Source organism: Frondihabitans sp. PhB188 (assembly GCF_003752365.1).
Taxonomy (GTDB): domain Bacteria; phylum Actinomycetota; class Actinomycetes; order Actinomycetales; family Microbacteriaceae; genus Frondihabitans.
Genome location: NZ_RJUO01000002.1, coordinates 528,248 through 553,565, shown reverse-complemented (window position 1 = coordinate 553,565; position 25,318 = coordinate 528,248). Strand labels below are relative to the sequence as shown.

General features: G+C 71.9%; 21 protein-coding genes. 18 read left to right on the top strand and 3 right to left on the bottom strand.

Annotated features, from left to right (window positions below; genetic code table 11):
- Positions 1 to 44: 44 nt before the first annotated feature.
- Entirely contained in the window at positions 45 to 1,538 is a 1,494-nt protein-coding gene (locus tag EDF46_RS18300) for an insulinase family protein (RefSeq protein ID WP_158614186.1), read from the top strand.
- A gap of 60 nt (positions 1,539 to 1,598) precedes the next feature.
- On the opposite strand, the gene EDF46_RS07475 is transcribed toward EDF46_RS18300, so the two are convergent.
- Both EDF46_RS07475 and EDF46_RS07470 read right to left on the bottom strand, forming a co-directional pair.
- Positions 1,599 to 2,105 (bottom strand): DinB family protein, encoded by a 507-nt coding sequence (locus tag EDF46_RS07475; RefSeq protein WP_123505639.1) that lies wholly within the window; start codon positions 2,103 to 2,105, stop codon positions 1,599 to 1,601.
- A 49-nt stretch (positions 2,106 to 2,154) separates the two neighbouring features.
- Positions 2,155 to 2,640 carry a MarR family winged helix-turn-helix transcriptional regulator gene (locus EDF46_RS07470; RefSeq protein ID WP_123505638.1) on the bottom strand — a complete coding sequence of 162 codons (486 nt, stop codon included), beginning with the start codon at positions 2,638 to 2,640 and terminating at the stop codon, positions 2,155 to 2,157.
- Positions 2,641 to 2,808: 168 nt separating this feature from the next.
- On the opposite strand from EDF46_RS07470, the gene EDF46_RS07465 reads away from it, so the two are divergent.
- The 15 genes from EDF46_RS07465 (at position 2,809) to EDF46_RS07395 (ending at position 21,065) form a co-directional block, all read left to right on the top strand.
- Positions 2,809 to 3,279 (top strand): DIP1984 family protein, encoded by a 471-nt coding sequence (locus EDF46_RS07465; RefSeq protein ID WP_123505637.1) that lies wholly within the window; start codon positions 2,809 to 2,811, stop codon positions 3,277 to 3,279.
- 319 nt (positions 3,280 to 3,598) lie between these two features.
- The gene (locus tag EDF46_RS07460; RefSeq protein WP_123505636.1) at positions 3,599 to 4,747 is read left to right on the top strand and encodes an exonuclease SbcCD subunit D; all 1,149 of its coding nucleotides are present in this window, start codon (positions 3,599 to 3,601) and stop codon (positions 4,745 to 4,747) included.
- Positions 4,747 to 7,770: an AAA family ATPase gene (locus EDF46_RS07455; RefSeq protein ID WP_123505635.1), complete on the top strand. Its 3,024-nt coding sequence runs from the start codon at positions 4,747 to 4,749 to the stop codon at positions 7,768 to 7,770. The genes EDF46_RS07460 and EDF46_RS07455 overlap by 1 nt, the downstream gene beginning before the upstream one ends.
- A gap of 86 nt (positions 7,771 to 7,856) precedes the next feature.
- A complete protein-coding gene (locus tag EDF46_RS07450) occupies positions 7,857 to 8,276 on the top strand; it encodes a GNAT family acetyltransferase (protein WP_123505634.1) in 420 nt (139 codons plus the stop codon).
- A 17-nt stretch (positions 8,277 to 8,293) separates the two neighbouring features.
- A complete protein-coding gene (locus EDF46_RS07445; RefSeq protein WP_123505633.1) occupies positions 8,294 to 9,250 on the top strand; it encodes a CPBP family intramembrane glutamic endopeptidase in 957 nt (318 codons plus the stop codon).
- Positions 9,247 to 11,301: a DNA helicase RecQ gene (gene recQ / locus EDF46_RS07440; protein WP_123505632.1), complete on the top strand. Its 2,055-nt coding sequence runs from the start codon at positions 9,247 to 9,249 to the stop codon at positions 11,299 to 11,301. Before EDF46_RS07445 ends, recQ begins: the two co-directional genes overlap by 4 nt.
- A 274-nt stretch (positions 11,302 to 11,575) precedes the next feature.
- Positions 11,576 to 12,151, top strand: coding sequence for a GNAT family N-acetyltransferase (locus EDF46_RS07435; protein WP_123505924.1), 576 nt, complete (start codon positions 11,576 to 11,578; stop codon positions 12,149 to 12,151).
- Between the two features lie 10 nt (positions 12,152 to 12,161).
- On the top strand, positions 12,162 to 13,022 hold the full coding sequence (locus EDF46_RS07430; protein WP_123505631.1) for an NAD(P)-dependent oxidoreductase: 861 nt from the start codon (positions 12,162 to 12,164) through the stop codon (positions 13,020 to 13,022).
- Positions 13,023 to 13,084: 62 nt separating this feature from the next.
- Positions 13,085 to 14,353 carry a D-arabinono-1,4-lactone oxidase gene (locus EDF46_RS07425; protein WP_123505630.1) on the top strand — a complete coding sequence of 423 codons (1,269 nt, stop codon included), beginning with the start codon at positions 13,085 to 13,087 and terminating at the stop codon, positions 14,351 to 14,353.
- A gap of 103 nt (positions 14,354 to 14,456) precedes the next feature.
- Positions 14,457 to 15,671 carry a CdaR family transcriptional regulator gene (locus tag EDF46_RS07420; RefSeq protein ID WP_123505629.1) on the top strand — a complete coding sequence of 405 codons (1,215 nt, stop codon included), beginning with the start codon at positions 14,457 to 14,459 and terminating at the stop codon, positions 15,669 to 15,671.
- 91 nt (positions 15,672 to 15,762) lie between these two features.
- Positions 15,763 to 16,347, top strand: coding sequence for a GTP cyclohydrolase I (gene folE / locus EDF46_RS07415; RefSeq protein WP_123505628.1), 585 nt, complete (start codon positions 15,763 to 15,765; stop codon positions 16,345 to 16,347).
- Positions 16,344 to 17,252 (top strand): dihydropteroate synthase, encoded by a 909-nt coding sequence (gene folP / locus EDF46_RS07410; RefSeq protein ID WP_233579927.1) that lies wholly within the window; start codon positions 16,344 to 16,346, stop codon positions 17,250 to 17,252. The genes folE and folP overlap by 4 nt, the downstream gene beginning before the upstream one ends.
- Positions 17,249 to 18,001 carry a pyrimidine reductase family protein gene (locus EDF46_RS07405; protein WP_233579926.1) on the top strand — a complete coding sequence of 251 codons (753 nt, stop codon included), beginning with the start codon at positions 17,249 to 17,251 and terminating at the stop codon, positions 17,999 to 18,001. Before folP ends, EDF46_RS07405 begins: the two co-directional genes overlap by 4 nt.
- Positions 18,002 to 18,093: 92 nt before the next feature.
- Positions 18,094 to 19,380 (top strand): FAD-binding oxidoreductase, encoded by a 1,287-nt coding sequence (locus tag EDF46_RS07400; RefSeq protein WP_123505627.1) that lies wholly within the window; start codon positions 18,094 to 18,096, stop codon positions 19,378 to 19,380.
- Between the two features lie 53 nt (positions 19,381 to 19,433).
- Positions 19,434 to 21,065: an ABC transporter substrate-binding protein gene (locus EDF46_RS07395; protein WP_123505626.1), complete on the top strand. Its 1,632-nt coding sequence runs from the start codon at positions 19,434 to 19,436 to the stop codon at positions 21,063 to 21,065.
- Here the strand turns inward: EDF46_RS07395 and EDF46_RS07390 are convergent, their stop codons facing one another.
- Positions 21,066 to 22,196: an FAD-dependent oxidoreductase gene (locus EDF46_RS07390; RefSeq protein WP_370454076.1), complete on the bottom strand. Its 1,131-nt coding sequence runs from the start codon at positions 22,194 to 22,196 to the stop codon at positions 21,066 to 21,068.
- Positions 22,197 to 22,377: 181 nt separating this feature from the next.
- On the opposite strand from EDF46_RS07390, the gene EDF46_RS07385 reads away from it, so the two are divergent.
- Both EDF46_RS07385 and EDF46_RS07380 read left to right on the top strand, forming a co-directional pair.
- Complete coding sequence (locus tag EDF46_RS07385; RefSeq protein WP_123505624.1) at positions 22,378 to 23,679, top strand: CDP-alcohol phosphatidyltransferase family protein; 1,302 nt, start codon at positions 22,378 to 22,380, stop codon at positions 23,677 to 23,679.
- Positions 23,680 to 23,826: 147 nt separating this feature from the next.
- Positions 23,827 to 25,275, top strand: coding sequence for a phosphatase PAP2 family protein (locus EDF46_RS07380; RefSeq protein ID WP_123505623.1), 1,449 nt, complete (start codon positions 23,827 to 23,829; stop codon positions 25,273 to 25,275).
- Positions 25,276 to 25,318 lie beyond the last annotated feature (43 nt).

The following is a 25,318-nucleotide window of genomic DNA, read 5'->3' as shown; positions in this document are numbered from 1 at the left end:
CGTCGTATCGCGACCGTTCACGGCGGCGTGCCAGACTGCGCCCCATGCAGATCGTCACGTCGACCACGGCCAACGGAATCCTGACCCGCTCCGCCAGCGTCCCCGGGCGGTGCTACGGATCGATCGCCTTCGGCGTCGGCACCCGCGACGAGCCGGTGGCTCACCGCGGCATCAGCCACCTGATCCTGCACCTGATCGAGACGGCGATGGAGCCTGCCCTCATCCCCGCCGACGCGGCGCTCGACGAGGGCGCGCTGACGTTCAGCGCCTCCGGCACGACAGCCCAGGTGCTCCGCTTCTTCGAGACGCTCTCGGACGCCGTCCTGGCCCTCGGCAGCGTCTCGTCGTTCGAGCTGAGCCGGGCCAAGCGCCTGCTCGAGCTCGAGGATCCCGGCAGCGTCGCCTCCCCCGGCGTCGACATGCGCACCTTCCGCTACGGCCTCGGAGAACTCGGCCGCGCCGGCTTCGGCGAGCCCGGCGCCTCGGGGGTCGGCAAGAAGGACGTCTCACGCTGGGCCGCCACCTGGCTCACTGCCGAGAACGCGGCCGTCGCCCTCACCAAGCCCATCACGGCCTCCTTCGACCTCGACCTCCCGTCGGGCCCCAAGCCGTTCCGCGGCACGGCTGTCGCCCGCCCCGGTACGCCCACCCTGATCGCGTCAGAGAACGCGGGCATCGGTGCGTCGATCGTCCTCCCCAGCACCGGGGCGCAGGAACTCGGGACCGCCGTCCACCTCGCCCTCCGCGACCGCCTCCGCGTCGAGGCCGGCCTCGCCTACTCGGTCGACTTCGACCTCACGCGGGTCTCCGACACGGAGTCGGCCCTGACCTACTCGTTCGAGCCGGCCCTCGCCGACATCCCCGAGGGGGTGAGGGCGCTGGTCCACGGCCTCCAGGACATCGCCGACGAGGGCGTCTCCGCGGCGGTCCTCACTCTGGCGGTGGAGCACGCGCGTCTGGCCGCGGCGAGCGACCCGGAATCGGTGGCCGCCCACCTCCGCGACGCGAACGGCGCCGCGCTCCGCAGCTTCGGGACGGCGACGCGCGAGGAGAGCATCGCGACGGCCTCGGCCTTCACCTCGGAGTCGGTGGCGGCGGCCGTCTCGGCGGCGCTCCCGTCGCTGCTCGTCGCGTTCGACGGCGCCGCCGACCTCGCGAAGGTCGCCATGTCGCTGAAGCTGCCGATCGACTCGTTCGACCTGCTGCAGGAGTCGACCGAGAAGACGTGGAAGAAGGCGGTCAAGGCCGGCGCACCGGTCTGGTCGGGGAGGAAGTCGGCTGGCGCCGAGGGCGTCGAGGCGATCATCGCCGCCGATGCGGTGCTGTTCCGCGAGGACGACGTCGTCGCGGCGGTGCGGTTCGACGACCTGCTGATCGTGGGGGAGCGGCCCGAGGGAACGCTCGTACTGGTCGACGCCGACGGCCGATGGGACGCCTTCCACGCCGGCGAGTGGAAGCGGGGAAAGGCGTTCGTCAAGGCGCTACGGAAGGCTCTGCCGGCGGGCACGGTGGTGCCGTTCGCGGCCGTGGGTGCCTGAGGGGTCGGAGGGACGGCGAGGGGCAGTTCCTGCGCAGAGCGAGCCCGGGGCTCTCTCGGCTCAGAGGCGGTCGAGGATGCCGCGCGCGTAGTTGGCCTGCCCGGCGTGCTGCAGGCAGTCGTCGACGATGCTGACGAGGCGGGCACCGCGGGTGACCGGCGGGGTCCAGCCCTCGTCGACGATGTCGTCGAGGTCGGACTCGCCGACGCCGGCCAGGTAGGCGGCCGACTTCTCGGTGACGGCGGCCAGGTAGCCGTTCAGCAGGTCGGGCGTCGCGACGACGCGTGCCACATCGCCGGCGCTCATTCCGTAGCCCATCTCGTCGGGGCCGAACGGGAGCTCGAAGCGGTCGTACCAGCCGTCGGCCGTCCACACCTGCTCGGTGCCGGCGAGGTCGGCGATCTGGACGTCCTGGCCGCGGGCCGTGTGCCAGGCCAGCCAGGCGATCGTGTTGGTGCCGGGGCCCGGGCGGGCGGAGAGCTGCTGGGCGTCGAGGTCGGCGGTCGCGCGCTCGATGAGGGCGGGGACGCGGGAGAAGGAGTCGGTGAGCAGCTCGGCGGGAGTCATGGCTCCACGCTACGACCGGCCGCCGACATGCGCCCGCCGGCGAGACCAGTCAGGCCGTGCTCTGGTCGAAGCAGTCGGACCCCTCCGAGAGGGCGACCGCGACGCGGCCGAAGAGGGTGGTCATCTCGGCGTAGTCCGACTCGGGGATCGCCTGCGCGAGGGCGCAGCGGTAGACGTCGGCGACGGTCTGCACGGCGCCGCGGCCGGCCGGGGTGAGAGCGAGCACGACGCTTCGGCGATCGGTGGGGTGAGCCGTGCGCTCGATCGTGCCTCCCGCCTCGAGTCGGTCGACGAGGCTCGTCGTGGCCCCGGTGGACAGCTCGAGGAACTCGGCCACCTGCTTGGGCGTGACGCCGTCGCCGGCCTCGGAGATGAAGAAGAGGGCGCGGATGTCGGTCGCGCCCATCGCGAGGGCTGTGCTCTGGTGGATGATGACGCGGCCGTGCTGGAGCTGCATGAGTCGGAAGGCCTTGAGGAGCGCGGTGAGCTGCTCCGCCGAGGTCGATGCGGGCGCGGTGGCCTCGCTGATGGTCATGGGTTCTCCTGCTGTCAGGGCGGCGGAGCGCTGCGTGCAGCTGGTCGTCCGGAGCCGATGTCTCGATGATCGAGGTAGTCAATGCTAACCGACTACTCGATCATCGAGTCATCCCCAGAACTGGGGAGAGTCCGCCCGCCCGGGGCGCTCCGGTGCCAGGATGCAGGGATGAAGCTCGCAGAGGCCCTGATCAACCGGGGCGATCTCCAGAAGCGCATCGAGCAGCTCCGGGCCAGGATCCTGGCCAACGCCCGCTACCAGGAGGGCGAGGAGCCGGGCGAGGACGCCGCGGCGCTCCTCACGGAGGTGCAGTCGCTGCAGGACGCCCTCGAGCAGCTCGTCGTCGCCGTCAACCTGACGAACGCGTCGACCATCCTCGACGACGGGCGCACCATGACCGAAGCCCTGGCCCACCGCGACCTGCTGCGGACCCGGCACTCGATCCTCACGCAGGCCGCCGACGCGTCGGCCGGGGTCGGGGACTACGGCGGCTACCGGCAGCTCCGCAGCGAGCTGCGGCACCTCTCGGCCCTTCCCACGGCGCGTGTGCGCCAGCAGGCCGACGACGTCGCCCGGCGGCTGCGCGAGCTGGACGTGCTCATCCAGCAGGCGAACTGGGAGGCCGACCTCTCGGACTGATGGAATTGACGACTCGTCCGGTGAGTCGGTAGGCGCCGATCGGAGCGAGCACGGAGCCGACGAGGCGGCGGTCAATCCGCCTCATGTCTCCGCGAGGGGCAGCGGGCCGCGCAAGCAGGCACACCTCAGCCCAGCACGTGGAACACGTGACACCTCAGGAGTCACACCTCATCACCCCGTGCTGGCCGATCGACGCCGAGGGTGGGATCGGGGCCTCACCGGGCGGAGAGTCGTGGCGCGCCGAGGCTGTGGACGACTTCCGATGCGTGTCGGAGGGGCTGGATACAGTGATGCCACCCTCCACGAAAGGCCTCCCCGCTTGCGCATCCTCCACACCAGCGACTGGCATCTCGGGCGAACCCTGCACGGCGTCGATCTGACCGAGCACCACGCGGCGTTCCTCGAGCACCTCGTCGAGGTGGTGCGCGAGAGGGCAGTCGACGTGGTCGTCGTCGCCGGCGACGTGTACGACAGGGCCGTGCCGGCGGTCCCGTCGGTGCGGCTGCTCTCCGACGCCTTCGCCCGGCTGAGCGACCTCGCCACCGTGATCGTGACGCCCGGCAACCACGACTCCGCGACCCGTCTCGGGTTCGCGGCGGGGCTGATGCGGCCGAGCCTGCGCATCCTCGCGTCGGTCGACGACGTGGCCGAGCCGGTGGTCGTCACGGACTCCGACGGGCCGGTCGCGTTCTACGGCGTCCCCTACCTCAATCCGGACGACGTCCGGTACGCGTTCGGCGCCGAGCCGCTCCCGCGCTCGCACGAGGCCGTGATGGCAGCAGCGCTCGCCGGCGTCCGCGACAACCTCGCCGGCCGGGACGGCGCACGGTCGGTGGTCGTCGCCCACGCCTTCGTGGTGGGCGGGGCGGCCAGCGAGAGCGAGCGCGACATCCGCGTCGGCGGGGTCGACTCCGTGCCGACCGGGCTCTTCGACGGCTTCTCCTACGTGGCGCTCGGGCATCTCCACGGGCAGCAGACGCTGCGCTCCGACAGGGCCGTGATCCGCTACTCGGGGTCGCCGCTGGCGTTCTCGTTCGGCGAGCGAACGCAGGTGAAGTCGACGACCCTGATCGAGCTCGCGGCGGACGGGAGCGTCGCGCTCGAGCAGATCCCGGCACCCGTGCCACGACGGCTGTCCGAGATCACGGGCGACCTCGCCGACCTGCTCGACGGCCGTCACGACGACGTCGTCGACGACTGGCTCCGCATCTTCGTGACCGACGCGGTCCATCCCGCCGGGCTCCACGCTCTCCTGCGCGAGCGGTTCCCGCACGTGCTGGCGATTCAGCACGTGCCCACCGGCGGTCTCGCTCCGAGCGAGAGGCGGGCCATCGCCGTCGATGCCGACCCCGTCGAGGTCGCGACCGGGTTCGTCGAGTACGCGGCGGGTGCGGCGCCGACCGGTGTCGAGATCGCCGTGCTCCGCTCCGCCTACGAGCGCGCCCGCTCGGCAGAGGCGAGCGACTGATGGACCTCCACCGCCTCACTCTCCGCGCCATCGGCCCCTACGCCGGCGAGTTCACCGTCGACTTCGCCGCGCTCGGCACGTCGGGCGTCTTCCTGCTCGAGGGGCCGACCGGCGCCGGCAAGTCCACCGTCATCGACGCGATCGTCTTCGCGCTCTACGGCTCGCTGGCCGGCGCGGCCTCGAGCGACGACCGCCTCCACAGCCATCACGCCGCCCGCGACGTCGAGCCGTTCGTCGAGCTCGTCTTCGAGACGCCGGTCGGCATCCACCGCATCCGACGCACCCCCGCGTGGGAGCGCCCCAAGGCGCGCGGCGAGGGCTTCACGCGCGCCAACGCGTCGGTCACCCTGACGCGGCTGGCCACGCCCGACTCGCAGGGCGGCGAGCCGGTGTCGTCGCGCGCGCAGGAGGTCGGCTCCGAGATCGTCCGGATCGTCGGACTGACCAAGGAGCAGTTTCTCCAGACGATCGTGCTGCCGCAGGGCGAGTTCGCGCGCTTCCTGGCGTCGACCGGAGAAGAGCGGCGCCTCGTGCTGCAGTCGCTGTTCGGCACCGAGATCTACGACCGCACCACCGCCGAGCTCGTCATCGCCCGGCGCGACGCCCACGCGGCCGTGACCGCCGCCGAGACAGCTGTCGCGCAGGCGCTCGCGGGCCTTCGCGGCGCCACCGGCGACGACGGGGTCGAGGTCGTCGACGCACCCGATGCCGTCGCGCGCTTCACTGCGGCCGCTTCCTCGGGGGTCGACGCCCGAGAAGCGCGTCGAGCCGTCGCGGCCGCGGCCGAGGCCCGCCGTGTCGAGGCGGTCCGGCTGGTCGACGCGCTGGCGCGCCGCAGTCGTCTTCTGGCCCAGCGGCAGGAACTCGAGGCCGCCACCGCCGCTGCCGACACCGCGCGGGCTCGCCTCGCGTCGGCCCGCGCGGCCGCCCTCGTCGTGGCACCCGCTGCCGCACTCGCCCGTTCTCGGGCCGAGCTCGAGGCGGCTGCTGCCGCTCTCGCGGCCGTCGAGCCTGCGTCCGGCACATCGGCTCCGCCCCTCGCGGCTTCCCCTCCAGTGTCGGCTTCCGCTGCGTCTGTCGCTTCTCCTGACGCGGGGCCGTCCTCGTTGCGTGACCTCGTCCTCCGCCGCGACGCGCTCCTCGCCGAGATCGCCACGCTTCGCGACGTCGCGCGCGTCGAGTCGGGGCTCGACGCTCGCCGGTCGGCCCTCAGCCAGTCGCGACAGACGCTGCAGACGGGGCGCGCCGACATCGAGACGACCGAGTCGGCGCTGGCCGAGCGGGCTGCGACACGGGTCGAGCGGGTCGCCGCCCTCGACGACCTGCGTCGGCGCGTCGGCGACGTCGAGAAGGCGCGCTCCGAGTCCGCCGCCGCCGAGGTCGCCCTCGCCCGACTGCGTCGTCGCGACGACCTCGCGGCGCAGGTCGAGTCGATCGGTGCCCGCGTCGCACTGGCCGTCACGGCGGCGGGGGAGGCCGTGGCGGCCGAGGCCGAGCTCCGCCTCCGCCGTATCTCGGGCATGGCCGGGGAGCTCGCACGCGATCTCATTCCGGGGGAGCCCTGCATGGTCTGCGGAGCGGTCGAGCATCCGCACCCGGCCGGGATGCTCGACGAGCACCCGTCCGACGAGCGGATCGAGGAGGCCGCCGACGCAAGGGCTCAGGCCGAGGCCCGGCTTCGTGAGGTGCGCGGCGAGGAGAGCGCGCGTCGCGCGCTCCTCGACGACGCGAGCGCCGAGGTCGGCGATGCGACCGGCGACCAGCTCGCCGAGCGGCTTCGGGCGGCGACCGTCCGCCTGGCCGAGCTCGAGTCGGCGCGCGGCGAGCTCGCCACCGCCGAGACCGCGCTGGTCGCGTTCGACGATGAGACGACGGCGATGGCCACGGCCCTCGGCATCGCCCGCGAGGCGGCCCAGGGGCGGGCGGCCCGAATCGAGGCGGACGCCGAGGCGATCGACGCCGACACGGCTCGCGTCGCGGAGGCGCTCGACGGCCGCGCCCAGAGCTGCCGCGACCTCGTGTCCACCCTCGACGCCGACGAGCGCGCCCTCGCTAGCCGAATCGCCGCCCGCCGTACCCGTGACAGCGCCGCCGAGACCGTCGAAGCGCGTGCGGCCGAACTGGCGGGAGCCGTCGAGGCGTCGCCGTTCCCGAGCGCCGATGAGGCGGCGGCGGCCGTCCTCGGCTCCGCCCGGGAGGCCGAGTTCGCGCGGGTGGTCGCTGATCACGAGTCCGCCACCGCGATCGTCGCCGCAGGGCTCGCCGCCGCCGACATCGCGGCGCTCACCGGCGACGAGGAGCCCGGCCTCGAGGCCGCCACCGAGCGCGCCGACGCCGCCACGACCGCCCTGGCCGAGGCCGTCGATGCGGCCGCCAGGGCGAGCGACCTGGCGACGCGGGCCACGACGGCGCTGCAGGCCGTCGACGCCGCCGTCTCCGCGCAGGCCGCCGTCGCCGGCGAGACCCGGGCGATCGTGCGGATGGCCGACATCGCCAGCGCCGCCGGACGCGAGAACCTGCGCGGGGTGACGCTCGGGACCTACGTGCTGCTCCGACGGTTCGACGACGTGCTCGACGCGGCCAACGCCCGCCTCAGCGTGATGTCGAGCGGTCGCTACCAGCTCGAAGGGGCCGAGCGCGAAGCGGGCGCCCGCACCCGCAAGACCGGCCTCGCGCTGGCGATCCGCGACAACGCGACCGACACCACCCGCGACCCCAAGAGCTTCAGCGGCGGCGAGACGTTCTACGCCTCCCTCAGCCTCGCGCTCGGGCTCGCCGACGTGGTGAAGTCCGAGGCCGGCGGCATCGACCTCGGCACGCTCTTCGTCGACGAGGGGTTCGGCACGCTCGACCCCGAGACGCTCGACTCCGTGATGACCGAGCTCGGCAAGCTGTCGGCGGGTGGCCGCGTCGTCGGCATCGTGAGCCACGTCGACGAGCTCAAGCAGCGGATCGCCGACCGGATCGAGGTGCGGAGGAGGCCCGACGGGTCGTCCGTGCTCACGACGACGGCGGGGCGGTGAGGGGTGCGCCTGTCTTTCTGGCGACCGCCTCGAGTTCCTGCCAGGCACTGCCCTGCGCCCGCGGGGATTTCAGGGAGGATGGACGGATGACCATTCGATCGTTCGACCCCGCCGACACCGACGCGGTGGTCGCCCTCTGGCAGGAGGCCGGTCTGACCCGGCCGTGGAACGACCCGCGCAAGGACATCGAGCGCAAGCTGCGCGTGCAGGCCGAGCTCTTCCGCGTGGCCGTGGCCGACGACGGACGGATCGTGGCCACGGCGATGAGCGGGTACGACGGGCACCGCGGGTGGGTCTACTACGTGGCGGTCGCGGACTCCGAGCGGGGCACCGGGCTGGGCGCGCGCATGATGGCCGACGCCGAGGGGCTGCTGCTCGACCTCGGGTGCCCGAAGGTCAACGTGCAGGTGCGGGAGGGCAACGACCGCGTCATCGGCTTCTACGAGCACCTCGGGTTCGCGCCCGACAAGGCGATGGGACTGGGACGACGACTGATCGCAGACTGACCGGCTACCCTCGCCAGGTGAGCCACGCCTACCACCGGATGTTCCGCGCGCACACCGGGTACCGGTGGTGGAAGCCGCTGGTGGCCATCGCGATCGGCTTCGCGCTCTACTTCGGGTTCTCGCTCGTCTGGCAGCAGGGGCTCGTGCTGATCGTGGAGGCCGTCGGCGGACGTCAGGCGGGCGTCGACCTGGTCGACGCGGCGCAGCGCAACCCGCAGGACAGCTCGAACCCGCTCGTCATGCTGCTGACGCTGGGCGCGCTCGCGACGATGGTGCCCGCCGTGATCATCGCGGTCCGGCTGGCGGGCCTCGGCGGATGGGGTCAGCTGACCAGCGTCGTGGGGCGGCTGCGCTGGCGGTGGCTGGCGCGGTGCATCGTGCCCGGCGCCGTCTTCATCGGCGTGAGCATCGGCCTGAACGTGCTGACCTCGTCGATCTGGCCCGAGCAGGGTGCAGTCACGGCGCCGGGGACAGCGACGCCGCCGGCCGCGCTGTTCGCCTCGATCGTGATCATCCTGCTCTTCGTGCCGCTCCAGGCGGCCGGCGAGGAGTTCGCCTTCCGCGGGCTCGCCATGCAGAGCCTCGGCTCGTGGGTGCGCTGGCCCGTCGTCGCCATCGTCGTGCCGGTCGTCGGCTTCGCGTTCGCGCACTCGTACAACGCGTGGGGCCGTCTCGACGTGTCGGCGCTCGGCATCGCCTTCGCGTACCTGACCTGGCGCACCGGCGGGCTCGAGGCGGGCATCGTCGCGCACGTGATCAACAACGTCGTCGTCTTCATCATCGCGGCGCCCGTCGTGCAGGTCAGCCAGAACGACGGCTCGCCGATCGGGGCCGGCATCACCGTCGTGTCGGCAGGCGTCTACGTGCTCCTCGTCGAGTGGCAGGCGCGCCGGCACAGCCCTCAGCGCACCGGTGGCGGGCCTGTGGAGAACGCCAGCGCGATGTCGGACGACCCTCGTAGACTCGCCCGGTGACCACGACCTCCGCCCCCGCTCCCGTCGGCCGCACTCCGCTCGACGTGCTCCACGACGTCTTCGGCTACGACGCGTTCCGGGGCAGCCAGGCCGCGATCATCGACCAGGTCGCGAACGGTGGCGACGCCCTCGTGCTCATGCCCACGGGTGGGGGCAAGTCGCTCTGCTACCAGGTGCCCGCGCTCGTGCGCGACGGGGTCGGCATCGTCGTCTCGCCCCTCATCGCGCTCATGCAAGACCAGGTCGACGCGCTCGAGGCGGTCGGCGTCCGGGCCGCCTTCCTGAACAGCACGCAGGACTCGATGCAGCGAGCCGGCGTCGAGGCGGCCTTCCGCTCGGGCGAGCTCGACATGCTCTACCTGGCTCCCGAGCGGCTGCGGCTCGAGTCGACGAAGCATCTCCTCGACCAGGGGCGAATCTCGCTGTTCGCCATCGATGAGGCGCACTGCGTCGCCCAGTGGGGTCACGACTTCCGACCCGACTACCTCGAGCTCTCGGTACTGCACGAGCGGTGGCCCGATGTGCCGCGGATCGCCCTCACGGCGACCGCGACCGAGACGACCCACCGCGAGATCTCGACCCGCCTCGATCTCGACGGCGCCGCGCACTTCGTCGCCGACTTCGACCGGCCCAACATCCAGTACCGCATCGAGGCGAAAGACCAGCCGCTGAAGCAGGTGCTCCGCCTCATTCAGACCGAGCACCCCGGCGACGCCGGCATCGTCTACTGCCTGTCTCGCAACTCGGTCGAGAAGACCGCCGAGTCGCTCGTCGCCAACGGCATCCCGGCGCTTCCGTACCACGCCGGCCTCGACGCCGGCACGCGGCAGCGCAACCAGTCGCGGTTCCTCCGCGAAGACGGCATCGTCATGGTCGCGACCGTGGCGTTCGGCATGGGCATCGACAAGCCCGACGTGCGGTTCGTCGCCCACCTCGACCTGCCCAAGTCGGTCGAGGGCTACTACCAGGAGACCGGTCGTGCGGGCCGCGACGGCCTGCCCGCCACGGCATGGCTCGCCTACGGGCTGCAGGACGTCATGCAGCAGCGCCGCATGATCGACCAGTCCGAGGGCGACGCCGCGCACCGCCGGCAGCTCACCGCTCATCTCGACGCGATGCTCGCGCTGTGCGAGACCGTCGAGTGCCGCCGAGTGCAGCTGCTCGCCTACTTCGGCCAGACCTCGACGGCCTGCGGCAACTGCGACACCTGCCTGACCCCGCCGACCGCGATCGACGGCACGGTCCCGGCGCAGAAGCTCCTGTCGACGATCGTCCGCCTCAAGCGCGAGCGCAATCAGCAGTTCGGTGCCGGCCACCTCGTCGACATCCTCCTCGGCAAGCGCACCCCGCGCATGACGCAGCAGGGCCACGAGGCCCTCGCCACGTTCGGCATCGGCACCGAGCTGAGCGAGATCGAGTGGCGAGGCGTCGTGCGCCAGCTTCTCGCCCAGGGCCTCCTCGCGGTCTCGCCCGACGGCTACGGCACCCTCCTGCTGACGGACGCCTCTGGCGAGGTGCTCTCGGGGGCCCGGCCGGTCCGGCTTCGCAAGGAGCCCGAGCGCGCGGCGAGGTCGGTGCGCACCCGTCGGGGTTCCGGCGCCGCGGCCGTGACCGATCTGCCCGCCGAGGCCCAGCCGCTGTTCGAAGAGCTCCGCGCCTGGCGGGCCGCGACGGCTCGCGCCGCCGGAGTCCCCGCCTACGTCGTCTTCGGCGACGTGACGCTGCGCGGGGTCGCCGCCACGCGCCCCACCACGCTCTCCGCCCTCGCCGCCATCTCGGGCGTCGGCCAGAAGAAGCTCGAGACCTACGGCGAGGCGCTGCTCGAGGTGGTGGGCGGTGCTGGGGGTGGCGGTACCGCTGGATCGGGTGGGGCTGGGGCTGGCTCTGCGTCTGTTTCTGCCTCGGGTGGTCGAGCGGCGCCGGGGCGCGGGCCGGCCGCCGCGCCGGTGACCAGCTTCGACCCCGAGCCGGAGTTCGACGACGGCGGCTGGCCCGACGCGCCGCCCGACGACGCGTACGACGAGGGAGTGCCGCCCGACGAGTGGCGGTAGGGCGGACGCGTTGGCGGTCGCCTGCGTGCAGGCGCTAGCTCGCGTGTTCGCGCGCTAGCTCGCGTGTTCGCGTGTTTGCTCGCAAGGAAGTGTGGGGTGGACGTCCTTGTGGGGCGGGCGGATTGCGGCGGTTTGCCTTGTGGGGCGTGCAGCTGGACGGCGGAGTCCTTGTGAGCGCGCAGGGCGTCCTTTGATGAGGACCCACGCGGGCGGCGGGCGGCACGGAGCGCAACACGAATTGACCGCGCACGGGCCCGGCGGCTACCGTCGCGGCATGCCCGCGCCCGCCGACCCGACGCCTGACGCCCCGCGCCCCGACGCCTTCGCCGTCGTGTGGACGACCGCGGACGCGCCCCTCGCCCGCCCCCTCGTCGACGACCTCGCCCGCGACTACGACGCGCGCTACGAGCCCAACGACGGCATCCCGTCGTCGGCGGAGCTGACGCGCTACCCCGTCGAGCTGTTCACCCCCGAGCGCGGCGGCGCATTCCTGATCCTGACCGAGACCGCGCCGGCCGACCCTGCCCTCGACGCCCCCGCCCCGATCGCCACCGCCGTCGCCGGCGGGGCCTTCATCCGCGTCGACGGCGACACCGTCGAGATGAAGCGCGTCTGGACCCACCCCGACCACCGCCGCCGCGGCCTCGCCCGCCGGGTGATGGCCGTGCTGGAGGCCGAGGCGCTGGCCCGCGGCTACACGACCGCGCAGCTCACGACGGGTGCGCGTCAGCCGGAGGCGCTCGGCCTCTACCTGCGCCTCGGCTACGAGCCGCTGTTCGACCTCGACGGCGACTACGAGCAGATCAGCTACCTGAGGTTCCGCAAGGTTCTGGCCAGCCCTGGCGCGTAGCGTCGAGTGCATGAAGGTTACTGTTCTCGGTCTCGGCATCATGGGTCTCGGCGTCGCTCGCACGCTCCTGAGAGAGGGGTTCGACGTCACCGTCTGGAACCGGTCGGCCGAGAAGGCGGCGCCGCTGGCCGATGAGGGCGCGACCGTGGCGGCGTCCCCGGAGGAGGCCGTGGCGAGCGCCGACGTGATCCTGTCGATCCTGTTCGATGCGGACAGCGTGCTGAGCGTGCTCGCTCAGGCGTCCGGCGCGGTCCCGGACGACGCCGTCTGGGTGCAGGCGTCGACGATCGGCCTCGACGGCACGAACCGAGTGGTCGCCGCGGCCGACGACGCGGGCGTGTCGCTCGTCGAGGCCATGATGCTCGGCACGAAGCAGCCGGCCGAGACGGGCAAGCTCGTGATGCTGGCGGCGGGCGACGTGGCGCTGCTCGAGAGGGTGCAGCCGGTGCTCGACGCCATGGGTGCGAAGACGGTCGTGGCCGGCGACCGGGTCGGCAACGGCACGGCGCTGAAGCTCGCCGCCAACGCCTGGGTCGCGACGGTCACGGCGGGGATCGCGCAGTCGATCGCGCTGGCGGAGGCCCTGGGTCTCGACGGGGGGCAGTTCCTGCGCGCGATCGAGGGCGGTGCGACCGATACGCCCTACGCCCACGTCAAGGGCGAGTCGATGCTGTCGGGGGAGTTCCCGCCGTCGTTCGCACTCGACGGCCTGCGCAAAGACCTCAGCCTGATCGGCGAGGCGGCACGGGGCTCCGGAGTCGAGCCGCGCGTGCTCGATGCCCTCGCCGCGACGTACGCGGCGGCATCGGGTGACGGCCACGGCGGCGACGACATCGCGAGCGTCTACGCGGCGTTCACCCCTCGGGGCTGACCAATTGTTGCGAGTTAGAACAAATTGGTGATGTGAGCGCTCACTCCCGCTAGAGTCTCCGCATGACGTTCACCGCCGAACGCGAGCAGAACTGGGCCGGCACTCACGTGTACGGTGCCTCGCGCATCCTGAATCCCACATCCGTCGACGAGCTGCGCACGATCGTGGCCGCCGAGCCCCGTGTGCGAGCACTGGGCACACGCCATTCGTTCAACTCGGTCGCCGACGGGCCCGGCGTTCTGGTGTCGCCGATCGACATCCCCGCCGACATCGTCGTCAGCGACGACCGCACCTCGGTCGCAGTGGGCGCAGGAACCCGCTACGCCGTCGTCGCCACCGAGCTCGAGCGGCAGGGCCTCGCTCTGCACAACATGGGCTCGCTCCCGCACATCTCCGTCGGCGGGGCGACGGCGACGGGAACCCACGGGTCAGGCGCGGCGAACGGGTCGCTCGCGACCTCCGTGCGCGCCCTGGAGTTCGTCACGGCCGACGGGTCGGTCCGCACGGTCACCCGCGGCGACGCCGACTTCGCCGGCAGCGTCATCCACCTCGGCGCGCTCGGCATCGTGAGCCGCGTCACGCTCGACGTCGAGCCGAGCTACCGCGTGCGCCAGGACGTCTACCTCGGCGTGCCGTGGTCGTCGCTCGAGGGTGCGGGACTGCGGGAGATCATGAGCTGCGCGTACAGCGTCAGCCTGTTCACCGTCTACGGCGACGACATCACCCAGATGTGGGTGAAGACCAGGATCCCCGAGGGCGTCGACGACGTCGAGATGCCCGACGAGCTGTTCGGCGGCAAGCACAACGACAACCGCGTCGCCTTCGTGTCGGAGGACGACAACACGACTCCGATGGACGGCTCCGTCGGCCCCTGGGTCGACCGGCTGCCGCACTTCCGCATCGACCGGAACCCCTCGAACGGCGAGGAGATCCAGACGGAGTACTTCGTGTCGCTCGACGAGGGCGCCGCCGCGATCCAGGCGGTGCGCACGTTGGCCGCGAAGATCCAGCCGCACCTGCTCGTGACCGAGCTGCGCGCCGTCGCCGGCGACGACTTCTGGCTGAGCGAGACGCAGGGGCAGGACTCGCTCTGCATCCACTTCACCTGGGCGAAGCACGTCGACGAGGTCGCCGAGCTGATCCCGCAGATCGAGGAGGTCCTGCGGCCGTTCACCCCGCGCCCGCACTGGGGCAAGGTGAACACGGTGTCGGCGTCCGAGCTCGAAGAGCGCTACCCGCGGCTCGGGGAGTTCCGCGCGCTCGTCGCGAAGCACGACCCCGACGGCAAGTTCTCGGGCGGGTTCCTCGACGAGCTGGTGCTCGGGCGCTGATCGCGGCTCGGGCGCTGAGCGCGGCTCCGGGGCTGAGCCCGGCTTCGGCGTAAGGCGGCGTCACACGGGCGGCGGCTCGACGGCCGCTGGTTAGCCTTGACGGGTGGACGACGACCTGCAGGCGATGGTCGACTCCCTCGCGCTGAGCATCCAGCGGTCCGTGGCGGTCGACGACGCTCAGCTGCGCCTCGTCCGGTCCAGCGCCCACTTCGGCGACGAGGACGACCTCCGGCTCAAATCGCTGGTCGACCGGCGCGTGCCGGACGGCGTCGCCTCGCACCTGCACCGCCTCGGCGTCCCGTCGTGGCGGACCCCGGGTCACGTGGCCGGCACCCGGGATGACCCGTTCGCGACCCGCTGGTGCGTGCCGCTGCGCGCAGGTCTCGAGCTGCTCGGATTCCTGTGGGTCATCGACGACGGCGACCTCACCGACGACCAGCTGTCGCTCATCGCCGACGGGGCGGCGCGCTTCGAGGCCCGCCTGTCGCGCGACGCCGAGACCAGGGCCGGCGTCGATCGCCACCTGCAGAGGCTCGTCCGCGCTCTCGTCTCGCCGTCGGCATCCGAGCGGTCCGCCGCCCTCGACGCGGTCCGAGCCGGAGACGGCGGCGACCTGAGCCGCATCGACACCCTCCCGGCGCTGAGCGTCGTGCGGATCGCGGTCGAGCCGGGTCCGGATCCGTCGGCGGCGAGGCAGGCGCTATCGGCCTCCCTGTCGCGAGGCCTCCGAGCCGGGCTCGCGACGCGTCCGCCGGGCACCTACGCCGTCGCCGTCGGCGAGCGGGAAGCCGCCGCCCTCATCGGCTGGTCGGCCGTACCCGCCGATGGCGACGCCGAGATCGTGGGCGCGCGGGTCCGCGACGCCCTGGCCCGGACCGACCCGGACGTGGCCGAGGGGTCGACCGTCGGCGTCGGCGGAGCGGTGACCGCGCTCGACGAGGCGCACCTCTCCGCTCGGCAGGCCGCCGTGGCCGTTCGGGCCGCACGCGCGGACGCCGAGCCGCTCCGGCTGTGGTCCCGTCTCGGCGCGAGCGCGCTCGTCGCGGCCATCACGCCAGGCGGGATCGACCTCGAGGTCCTTCCGGAGCCGTTCGCGACGTTGCTGGCAGAGCAGAGTGGCGACACCCGCGCCCTGCTCCTCGCGTACCTCGACAACGCGGGGAGCGCATCGGTCACGGCGAACCAGCTCAATCTGCACCGGTCGACGCTCTACTACCGCGTCGCGCGCTTCGAGCAGGCCACCGGTCTCAGCCTCGACCGCGGCAGGGACCGACTGGCGCTGCACCTGTGGCTGACGCTCGACCGATTCGAGTCGTGAGGGGACGCTCCGGTCGCTGTCGGCACCGCGCGGTAAAGTTCCGCCCGAGCACCCCGAAGCACCGGGGTACGCGGAGGGGTACAGCGCAGAGATGACGCGACAGTTCGATCGGCCGAGAATCGAGGCGGCGGTTGCCGAGATCCTGAGCGCGATCGGCGACGATCCCGCCCGGCCCGGCCTCGCCGATACTCCCCGCCGCGTCGCCGACGCCTACGAGGAGTTCTTCTCCGGGCTCGGGGTCGACGTGAGCGCCCTGATGGGCGCCAGTGTCGTCCCCGCCGACGCCGGCGAGCTCGGCGAGCTCGTCATCGTGCGCGACATCCGGTTCCGGGCGGTGTGCGAGCACCACCTGCTGCCGTTCCTGGGCGTCGCGCACGTCGCCTACGTGCCCGGCACGCAGATCGTCGGGCTCGGCAAGATCCCCGGGCTGGTCGACACGCTCGCGTCCCGCCCCACGCTGCAGGAGCGCCTGGGCGAGGAGATCGCCGACGCGCTGGCGTCGTCCGTCGACGCGGCAGGCGTCCTCGTGGTTCTCGACGCGGTCCACGGCTGCGTGACGACCCGCGGCTCGCGGCAGACGCAGAGCTCGACGGTCACGGTGGCGAGCCGCGGCGTGCTCGGCGACCCCGCCGGTCGTGCGGAGGCCATCGCCCTCATCGGCCAGGGGGTCGAGTGACCTCGCTCGAGGCCGCGCCCGGGTTCCGGCTGCCGGCGATCTCGACCCCGGTCCGCCGCATCGGCCGCCGTACCTTCGACTTCGACCGCCAGATCGCCGTCATGGCCATCGTCAACCGCACGCCCGACTCGTTCTACGACCAGGGCGCCACATTCGCGCTCGACCGTGCCGTCGAGGCGGCGGTCGCCGCCGCCTCGGCCGGCGCCGACTGGGTCGACATCGGCGGCGTCAAGTTCGCTCCGGGGCCCGAGCTCTCAGCAGTCGAGGAGGCGGGGCGCGTCGTGCCGGTGGTGGAGGCGCTCGCACAGCAGTCGGATGTCGTGATCTCGGTCGACACGTTCCGACCGGAGGTCGCCGAGGCGGCGATCGCGGCGGGCGCCAGCGTCATCAACGACACCACCGGCCTCGCCGACCCGCGCCTCGCCGACGTGGTCGCGACCAGCGACGCCACCCTCGTCGTCACGCACTCGCTGGCTGCGCCGCGGCAGCCGGTGCCCCGCCCGCACTACGACGACATCGGCGGAGAGGTGGCGGAGTTCCTGCGCGGGCGTGTCGACTTCGCTCTCGAGCGGGGGATCCCCGAGGAGCGCCTGATCGTCGACCCCGGGCACGACCTCAACAAGAGCACGGTGCAGACCCTCGAGCTGACGCGCCGGCTGGCGGAGTTCACGACGCTGGGCCTGCCGGTGCTGGCCGCCGTGTCGAACAAGGACTTCATCGGCGAGTCGCTCGAGCGAGAGAAGCCCGAGCGGCTGGCCGGCTCGATCGCCGCAGCGACCGTGTGCGCGATGCTCGGAGCCCGGATTGTGCGGATGCACGCCGTGCGCGAGTCCGTCGACGCCATGCGCATGGTCGAGGCCGTGCTGGGCTGGCGCGAGCCGGCGAACCCGGTGCACAACCTGTGATCGACGCGCTGCTCCCGACACCGGGGAACGACCTGAGCGACGACGACCTGCTGGCGCTGTACGCGCCGGCCGACCGCTCCGTGCCGCGGCTGCGCGCGAACTTCGTGGCGAGCGTCGACGGGTCCGCGACGGCGTCCGGGCTCTCCGGCGCACTCGGCGGCCCGGCCGACAAGCGCGTGTTCGACCTGCTGCGGCAGCTCTGCGACGTCGTCGTGGTGGCTGCGGGCACGATCCGCTCGGAGGGGTACGGGGCGATGCGCCTGCCGGCGTCGGCCGAGCAGTGGCGGCGGGCGCAGGAACTCGCGCCCCAGCCCGCCTTCGCCATCGTGACGGGGCGCCTCGACCTCGACCCGTCCTCCGACGTGTTCGCGAAGGCGCCGGTGCGACCGCTCGTGCTGACCGCCGCCTCGGCCGACGCGGATCGGCGTGCGGCGCTCGCCGAGGTGGCCGACGTGGTCGACTGCGGCGACGACACGGTCGAGCCGCGGCGTCTCGTCGAGGTGCTCGTCGCGCGCGGCCTGACGCAGATCCACTGCGAGGGCGGGCCGTCGCTGCTCGGCGCCCTGATCGAGTCCGACGTGCTCGACGCGCTCTGCCTCACCATCAGCCCGGCGCTCGAGGGCGGCTCCGGCCCCCGGATCACGCACCGCGCCGCCGGCGCCGCTCCGATCGACCTGCGGGCGATGACGCTCGACCACGTGCTGAACGCCGACGGCATGCTGCTGACGCAGTACTCGCGGCGGCGCTGACCTCTGCCGGTCGCGACACGTGTCGAGGTAGCGACCCCACATCCGCGACAGGTGCCGACCGACTGGGCTCCGGCCGCCGAATAGCATCGAGCATGCCCATCGATCAACCGAACCCTGCCGCCGCGGCTCGTGGCTCTGTGCACGTCGTGGGCGCGGGCATCCTCGGCCTCTCGGCCGCCTGGCACCTCCATCTCGCGGGCTATCGCGAGATCACCGTCGTCGATGCCGGGCCCGCCCTCCACGGCACGACGCCGGCGGGCGCCGGGTTCGTGCTTCCTGCCGCCGCCGACGAGAGCCGCCGGGGCGGCACGTTCGCGGTGCCGATCTCGCACTACTCGCTCGACTTCTACCGGCGGCTCCACTCCGACGGCCACGACATCGAGTTCGGCGAGCACGGCAACATCGTCATGGCGACCACCGAGTCCTTCCTCGCGGAGTCGGCGGCCGGAATCGCCGGTCATCCCCTGGCCGATCCCGGCACCCGGGTGCTGAGCGCCGCCGACGTCGTGAGCCTCACCGGAGGCGCGGTGGACGGCGCCGCGATCACGGGCGGCGTCTTCATGCCCAGAGCCGGCCAGGTGACCACTTCTCGCGTCGTCGAGGTCCTGACCGCGCTGCTCGAGGCGGAAGGCGTGCAGATCGTCTACGGTGCCCGCGTCACCGCCCTCCAGACGGCCGACGGGCGTGTCTCCCTCCTGAGCACGTCCGTCGGCGACCTCCCCGTCGAGGCTGTCGTCCTCGCAGGTGGAGCGTGGCTGAACGCTCTGCTCGAACCCCTCGGCACCCGGCTCCCGCTGCTGCCGATGGTGGCCACGCGGTTCGTCACGGCGGATGCCGGGCTCGCCGCCGATATGCCGACGATCCAGAGCCGGGACCTCGGGCCGATGTGGCTCCGCAACCTGCACGGGTCGTTCTCGTGGGGTGCCGGCCCCGGCTATCGGAGCTCGCGACTGCTCCGCGCCTCGGGGGTCGACACCGGAGTCGCCGTCGGACGCCCCCGTGCCGACGTGCTCGTCGACGCCCTCCGGGTGCACCAGCCCGTGATGGAGCACGTGTTCCCGGTGCTCGCCGATGTCGAGGTCGTCACCGTCATCCAGGGTCAGCCCGTCTGGACCGCCGACGGCCGCGGCTACGTCGGCGAGGTCCCGGGTGTCGACGGCCTGTGGGCGCTCGGCGGAGACAACGAGAGCGGCGTCATGAACGGACCCGGGATGGGCCGGCTCCTCGCCGACATCGTCACCGGCGCCGACGACCCGATCGCCGATGTCGCGGCCTTCCGTCTGGACCGCCTCCCGCAGGCCGACTTCCCGACCGAGGAGTCCATCGAGGCCTTCATCGCGTCCGAGGGCGACCGCGTCGCGCACGCGTTCACCGATTGATCCACCTCGCCACAGCAGGCACACCTCCCCACCACCGATCGATAGGCCCTTTCATGCGACTGAAGTCCCGGCTCGCCGTCCCCCTCGTCGGAGCAGCGCTTCTCGCCGTCCTCTCCGGCTGCGTCAGCGTCTCCTCCGACTCCGTCGACGACAGCTCGTCTGACACCATCACCCTCGGGACCACCGACAAGGTGACCGCCCTCGACCCCGCCGGCTCGTGGGATACCGGGTCGTTCGCCATCCAGACCAACGTCTACGGCGAGCTCCTCAACTTCAAGCCGGGCACGACGACGCCGGTTCCCGACCTGGCCGAGTCGGCCGAGTTCACGACGCCGACGACCTACACGGTGAAGCTTCGCTCGGACGAGAAGTTCTCGAACGGCCACGCGCTGACGTCGTCCGACGTCAAGTTCTCGTTCGACCGCATGATCTCGATCGCAGACGCGAACGGCCCGTCGTCCCTGCTGTCGAACGTCGAGAGCGTCGCCGCTCCCGACGACACGACGGTCGTCTTCACGCTCAAGGAGGGCGACGACCAGCTCTTCCCGCAGGTGCTCGCCTCGCCCGCCGGCTTCATCGTCGACGAGGACGTCTTCTCGGCGACGAAGCTGACCGCCGACGCGACGATCGTCGCGGGGAACCCTTTCTCGGCGCAGTACCGCCTCAAGCAGTACACCCCGTCGCAGATCGCCGACTACGTGGCCAACACGAACTACGACGGCGTCCTCGGCTCGCCGAAGACGAAGAACATCCTCGTCACGTACTACACGAGCGCCACCGACCTCAGGCTCGACGTCGCCGACGGCAAGGTCGACATCGCCTCGCGCGCCCTCTCGCCGACCGACATCGTGTCGCTCCAGAAGAACTCCAAGGTCACGATCCATACGGGGCCCGGCTCGGACATGCGCTTCGTCGTCTTCAACTTCGACACCATGGCGTTCGGCACGAAGTCGTCCGACCCCGACAAGGCCAAGGCTCTCGCCGTCCGCCAGGCCATCGCCGACGTCGTCGACCGGGCTGCGCTCGCGAAGGACGTCTACAAAGGCACCTTCTCGCCGCTCTACTCGGTGATCCCGGCGGGCCTCGCCGGAGCGACCGACGCCTACAAGACCGCCTACGGCGACGGTGAGGGCGGCCCGGACGTCGCGAAGGCCGAGGCCGTGCTGAAGGCCGCCGGCATCACGGCGAAGGTCCCGGTCAAGCTGCAGTTCAACACCGACCACTACGGCGCCTCGTCGTCGGACGAGTACTCCGAGCTGGCCGACCAGCTCAACGCCTCCGGCCTGTTCACCGCCACCACGCAGTCGACCCTGTGGGAGCAGTACCTGAAAGACATCTCGGCGGCCGAGTACCCCCAGTTCCAGCTCGGCTGGTCGGCCGACTACCCCGACTCCGACAACTACTTCAACGTGATCTACGACCCGGCCTCGTCGCCCGCTTTCATCAACAACGGGGCGCGCGACGCGAAGCTCAACGAGCTGATCGCCGGCGAGAAGGTCGAGGCCGACGCCGCCGAGCGGACCACCCTGATCGAGGAGGCCCAGACCCGCGCCGCCGAGGTGCTGTCGACGCTGCCGCTGCTGCAGGGCAAGCTCGTCGCCGTCTCGGGGACCGACATCACCGGCATCGACTCGACGCTCGACGCGTCGAACCGCTTCCGCTTCGGGGTGCTCGGCCGGAAGTAGCTAGCGCGCCAGCGCGAAGCGCGACGGCGGGCGATCGCCCGCCGTCGCGAGGTCGGCGAGAATTCGGCCCACGGTCGGCGTGAACTTGAAGCCGTGCCCTGAGAAGCCGGCGCCGACCGTGACCGGGCCGACGCGGTCGAGCACGAAGTCGGTCGTGTCAGTCGACGTGTAGGTGCAGCTGATCTCGGCGAAGTCGTCGGGGTCGACGCCCGGAAGCCAGTCCGCCGCGTACCGCCGGAGGGCTTCGAGCTGCACGGGCTCCGACTCGAAGGTGCGAGCATCGGGGTCTGTCACCAGTCCGGTGCCGTGCCAGCCGACCTTGACGCCCTCGCCGGGCGTGAGCATGCCGTAGACGTCGGAGTACCAGTAGTCGCCCGACTCGCTCGAGCGGTCGTGCAGGTGGTTGAACGAGGGCCAGGCGTCGCCCCCGAGCGCGGGCCTGAGGGCGAAGTGGGCGGGCTGCTCCTGCGTGACGACGAGTCGCGGCAGCCGGATCCGGTCGCCGAGCAGCTTCTCGGTCCAGGCGCCGGCCGTGACGACGAGCGACCGGGCTCGCACGGTGGCGACCCGCCCGTCGGTCTCGAGGTCGACGTCGGCGTGGTCGTCGGCCACTCGGATGTCGACGGCGCGCGTCGCGTGCCTGACCTCGGCGCCGAGCGACGTCGCGACCTGCTGCAGCGCCGCGACCGAGGCATCGGCGCGCACGCGGCCGGAGTCGGGCGAGAACAGCACGCGCGTGTCGAACCGCATTCCGGGCCACCGCTCGTGCGCCTCTTCCGGGCGCAGGAACTCGGAGCGCACGCCCGTCCCGGCCAGCGCCGCGCGCACCGCGTCGAACGAGGCCCGCGATTCGCCGTCGCCGTTGCCCGGGCCCTCGCCGTGGTTCACCAGGCCGACGAGGTCGAGCAGCTCGGCGCCCGAGGCGGCCTCGAGCTCCTCCCACAGGCATCGTGCCTCGACGAGCATGGCCACGTAGTCGGGCTCGGAGTAGGCGACGTTGAAGTTGCGGAACTCGCCGTGCGAGGCGCCCATCGCGTGGCCGGGCTCGAAGCGCTCCGCGAGGAGCACCTCGCGGCCGCGTCGGGCGAGGGCCCAGGCTGTGGCGGAGCCCATCGCGCCGCCCCCGACGATCAGCGTGTCGACGTGTTCGATGTTGGGTCCTCTCGTGGCCGTCGTTCAACGGTACGGCGAGTGCGACAGCCGGGTGGCCGACAATCGTCGGAATCCGGAGTCGTCACCTCGACCAGGTGCCGCCAGCGGCCTCCGTCGCGGTGGACCGGATGCGCCCGCGACGATCGGTACCATAGGTCGCATGCAGGATTTCGGCGACTTCATCCAGTGGCTGACCGACTCGGCCAGCCAGCTGCCGACGACGCTCGTCTGGGGCCTCGGATTCGCGTTCGCCTTCCTCGAGTCGGGGCTCGGCCTCGGCTTCTTCGTTCCGGGCGAGACCGTCGTGACGATCCTGGCGGCGACGTTCGAGTCGGTCCCCGCCGTCCTCGTGATGCTCGTCGTCGTGGCCGTCGGCGGATCGCTGGGCGACCATGTCGGCTACACGATCGGCCGCCGGATCGGCCCCCGCATGCGCGAGACGAAGCTGATCCAGAAGCTCGGCACGAAGAACTGGGACCGCGCCGTCGGGGTGCTCGAGAAGCGCGGCGCCCTCGCGGTCTTCCTGACGCGGCTCGTTCCGGTCGTCCGGACTCTCACTCCTGCCGCGGCCGGCGTCGCCCAGGTGCCCTACCTCGCCTTCCTTCCGGCCTCGCTCCTCGGCGCCCTGACCTGGTCGACCCTCTACGTCGGCATCGGCTACCTCGTGCGGTCGTCGCTCGACGTGATCCAGAAGTACCTGGGCTCGGCCGGCTGGCTGGTGCTGGGGGCGGTCCTCGTCGTCGCGGTGATCGTCATCATCGTGCGCATCGTGCAGAAGCGCGCGCCCGCCGACGATCAGCGCGCGGTGATCGGCAACGGCGCCGAAGCCGGCACCATGCCGCCGGCCAAGGGCGTCATCGGCTCGCTGCGGTACCGGCTGTTCCAGCAGGACGAATGGCGGACGATCCCGAACGCCGTGTCGGCGGTGCGGATCCTCCTGCTGCCGGTGTTCGGAATCCTGCTCGTGCTCGAGCACTACTGGGCGTCCATCGTCGTGCTCCTCGTGGTCTTCCTCAGCGACTTCGTCGACGGGTTCGTCGCCCGACGCTTCCACATGACCAGCGTCCTCGGCGCGTGGCTCGACCCCGTCGCCGACCGCCTCACCATTCTGATCGTCGGCGTCTCGTTCGTCGCCGCGCGGATCGTCCCGTGGCAGACGGTCGTGATCCTTCTGATCCCCGACGTCCTGATGGGGATCTGGGCGGTGGCCGCCTTCAACGGCGCCCCGGACGTGAAGGTCTCGTTCATCGGCAAGGTCCGCACCACCCTGCTGTTCGTCGGGCTGTTCCTGATGCTGGTCGGAATGGCGGTGCCGTCGGTGTACCGCGTGTTCGTGGGCGTCGGATTCGTGCTCTTCCTGCTCGGCATCATCGGCCACTACATGGCGATGACTCACAACGCGCGGGGCATGCTCGGCCTCTGGCAGCGGTCGCGGGCGGCGGGGCGGGTCGACGCGGCGTAGCCTGCCGGTTCAGGAGGGGCGGCGGCAGTTCCTGCGCCCTCTGCCGTTTTGCAGGCTGCGCAGGTTGTTCACCTTCGTGACCCCTGTTCGTTATCCGGGCTTCCTAGGTTTCTCTCGGCACCCTCCGCCGAGATCAGAGAGAAGAACATGCGCACTCGCCCCACCCGCCGAGCCGTCGGCACGGCCGCCGTCGCAGCACTGGCCGCCGTCGCCCTCGTCGCGACCCCGATCGCCGCCACCGCCGCGACCTCGTACCCCAGCGACACCACGGCACCGGCGCTCACCCCGCTGTTGACCGGCTACAACCAGTTCTGGACCTCCGACGGCAAGAACGACCTCCACGGCTCGGTCGAGGACAACGCGACACTCGCCCTCAACGACAGGCTCGCCGTCTGGATCAACAACAACGCCACGGCGAAGCAGCAGTTCCGCGCCCTGCAGAACTCCGAGTACCAGACCAGCGACGGCACCGCCTACGACCAGTCGGTCTCGATCGCCGACGGCCTCGGCTCGGTCATCTCCAAGCTCTACGTCAAGGGCACCGTCAGCGGCGACCTGCCGCTGACCACCGCGCTGGTCAACTCGTCGACGGGCACCTCGGGCGCCTACGTCGGCACCAGCGTGCCGAAGGCCGCCTTCAGCTACCCGCGCCCCTACCTCCCCAGCGACGCGAGCTCGACCGCCGTGTCGGGCGACGCCGCCGGCTGCGCCCCCGCGACGGTGAACGCGTCGTCAGTGCAGAGCAACCGCACCGGAAAGAGCTACGCCGACGCGGCCGGAAACCTGAAGATCAAGCGCGTCGCCGACACGGTCGACGCGACGCACGAGTTCTCGAACAGCGACGTCGCCCTGTCGGCCGGCTACGGCACCGTGGGCATCTGCACCGGAGGCTCGTACCCGTCGGGTCACACCACGACGGCCTACCAGGCCGGACTCTCGCTGGCCGAGCTCCTGCCCGAGCTCGCCCCCGAGATCCTCGCCCGCACCTCCGAGGCCGGCAACAACCGCATCGTGCTCGGCGTGCACTACCCGCTCGACATCGTCGGAGGCCGCATCTCGGGCGAGGCCGCTCTCGCGACCCGCATGTCGGACGCCGCCTACGTGAAGGGCGTCATCGCTCCCGCGCGCGCGGAGCTCGTCGCGTACATCAAGTCGCAGACGCACACCACTCTCGCCAAGACGCTGAAGACCCAGAAGTCGTACGCCGACAACCCCTACGGCGGCAAGAAGATGCCCGGCGGAACCGCGCAGATCGTCACCGACCGCCGCTCGGCCGTCAACGTCTACACCGACCGCCTGACGTACGCCTTCCCGAAGACGGGCGCCACCGGTGCAGCGGCGTCCGTGCCGGCGGGTGCGAGCAGCCTGCTCCTCACGGCCTACCCGACGCTGACGGACGCCCAGCGCACCTCGGTGCTCGCGCAGACCGAGATCGCCTCGGGCTTCCCGCTCGACCAGACCCGCAAGGCGACCGGCTCGTGGGAGCGGCTCAACCTCGCGAAGGCAATTAGCGCCATCGTCCAGGTAAACAAGAACGGCACCGTGAAGGTGCTCTCGACCGGTGGCGTGGCGAAGGTCGTCAAGGCCGTCAAGTAGGGCACAGGTCAGTACGGTCGGCCGGGTCTCCGCTCTTGCGGGG

Coding starts and splice junctions, on each gene's coding strand:
- EDF46_RS18300 (WP_158614186.1), top strand. CDS start 45: ATGCAGATCGTCACGTCGACCACGGCCAACGGAATCCTGACCCGCTCC.
- EDF46_RS07475 (WP_123505639.1), bottom strand. CDS start 2,105: ATGACTCCCGCCGAGCTGCTCACCGACTCCTTCTCCCGCGTCCCCGCC.
- EDF46_RS07470 (WP_123505638.1), bottom strand. CDS start 2,640: ATGACCATCAGCGAGGCCACCGCGCCCGCATCGACCTCGGCGGAGCAG.
- EDF46_RS07465 (WP_123505637.1), top strand. CDS start 2,809: ATGAAGCTCGCAGAGGCCCTGATCAACCGGGGCGATCTCCAGAAGCGC.
- EDF46_RS07455 (WP_123505635.1), top strand. CDS start 4,747: ATGGACCTCCACCGCCTCACTCTCCGCGCCATCGGCCCCTACGCCGGC.
- EDF46_RS07450 (WP_123505634.1), top strand. CDS start 7,857: ATGACCATTCGATCGTTCGACCCCGCCGACACCGACGCGGTGGTCGCC.
- EDF46_RS07435 (WP_123505924.1), top strand. CDS start 11,576: ATGCCCGCGCCCGCCGACCCGACGCCTGACGCCCCGCGCCCCGACGCC.
- EDF46_RS07430 (WP_123505631.1), top strand. CDS start 12,162: ATGAAGGTTACTGTTCTCGGTCTCGGCATCATGGGTCTCGGCGTCGCT.
- EDF46_RS07425 (WP_123505630.1), top strand. CDS start 13,085: ATGACGTTCACCGCCGAACGCGAGCAGAACTGGGCCGGCACTCACGTG.
- folE (WP_123505628.1), top strand. CDS start 15,763: ATGACGCGACAGTTCGATCGGCCGAGAATCGAGGCGGCGGTTGCCGAG.
- EDF46_RS07400 (WP_123505627.1), top strand. CDS start 18,094: ATGCCCATCGATCAACCGAACCCTGCCGCCGCGGCTCGTGGCTCTGTG.
- EDF46_RS07395 (WP_123505626.1), top strand. CDS start 19,434: ATGCGACTGAAGTCCCGGCTCGCCGTCCCCCTCGTCGGAGCAGCGCTT.
- EDF46_RS07385 (WP_123505624.1), top strand. CDS start 22,378: ATGCAGGATTTCGGCGACTTCATCCAGTGGCTGACCGACTCGGCCAGC.
- EDF46_RS07380 (WP_123505623.1), top strand. CDS start 23,827: ATGCGCACTCGCCCCACCCGCCGAGCCGTCGGCACGGCCGCCGTCGCA.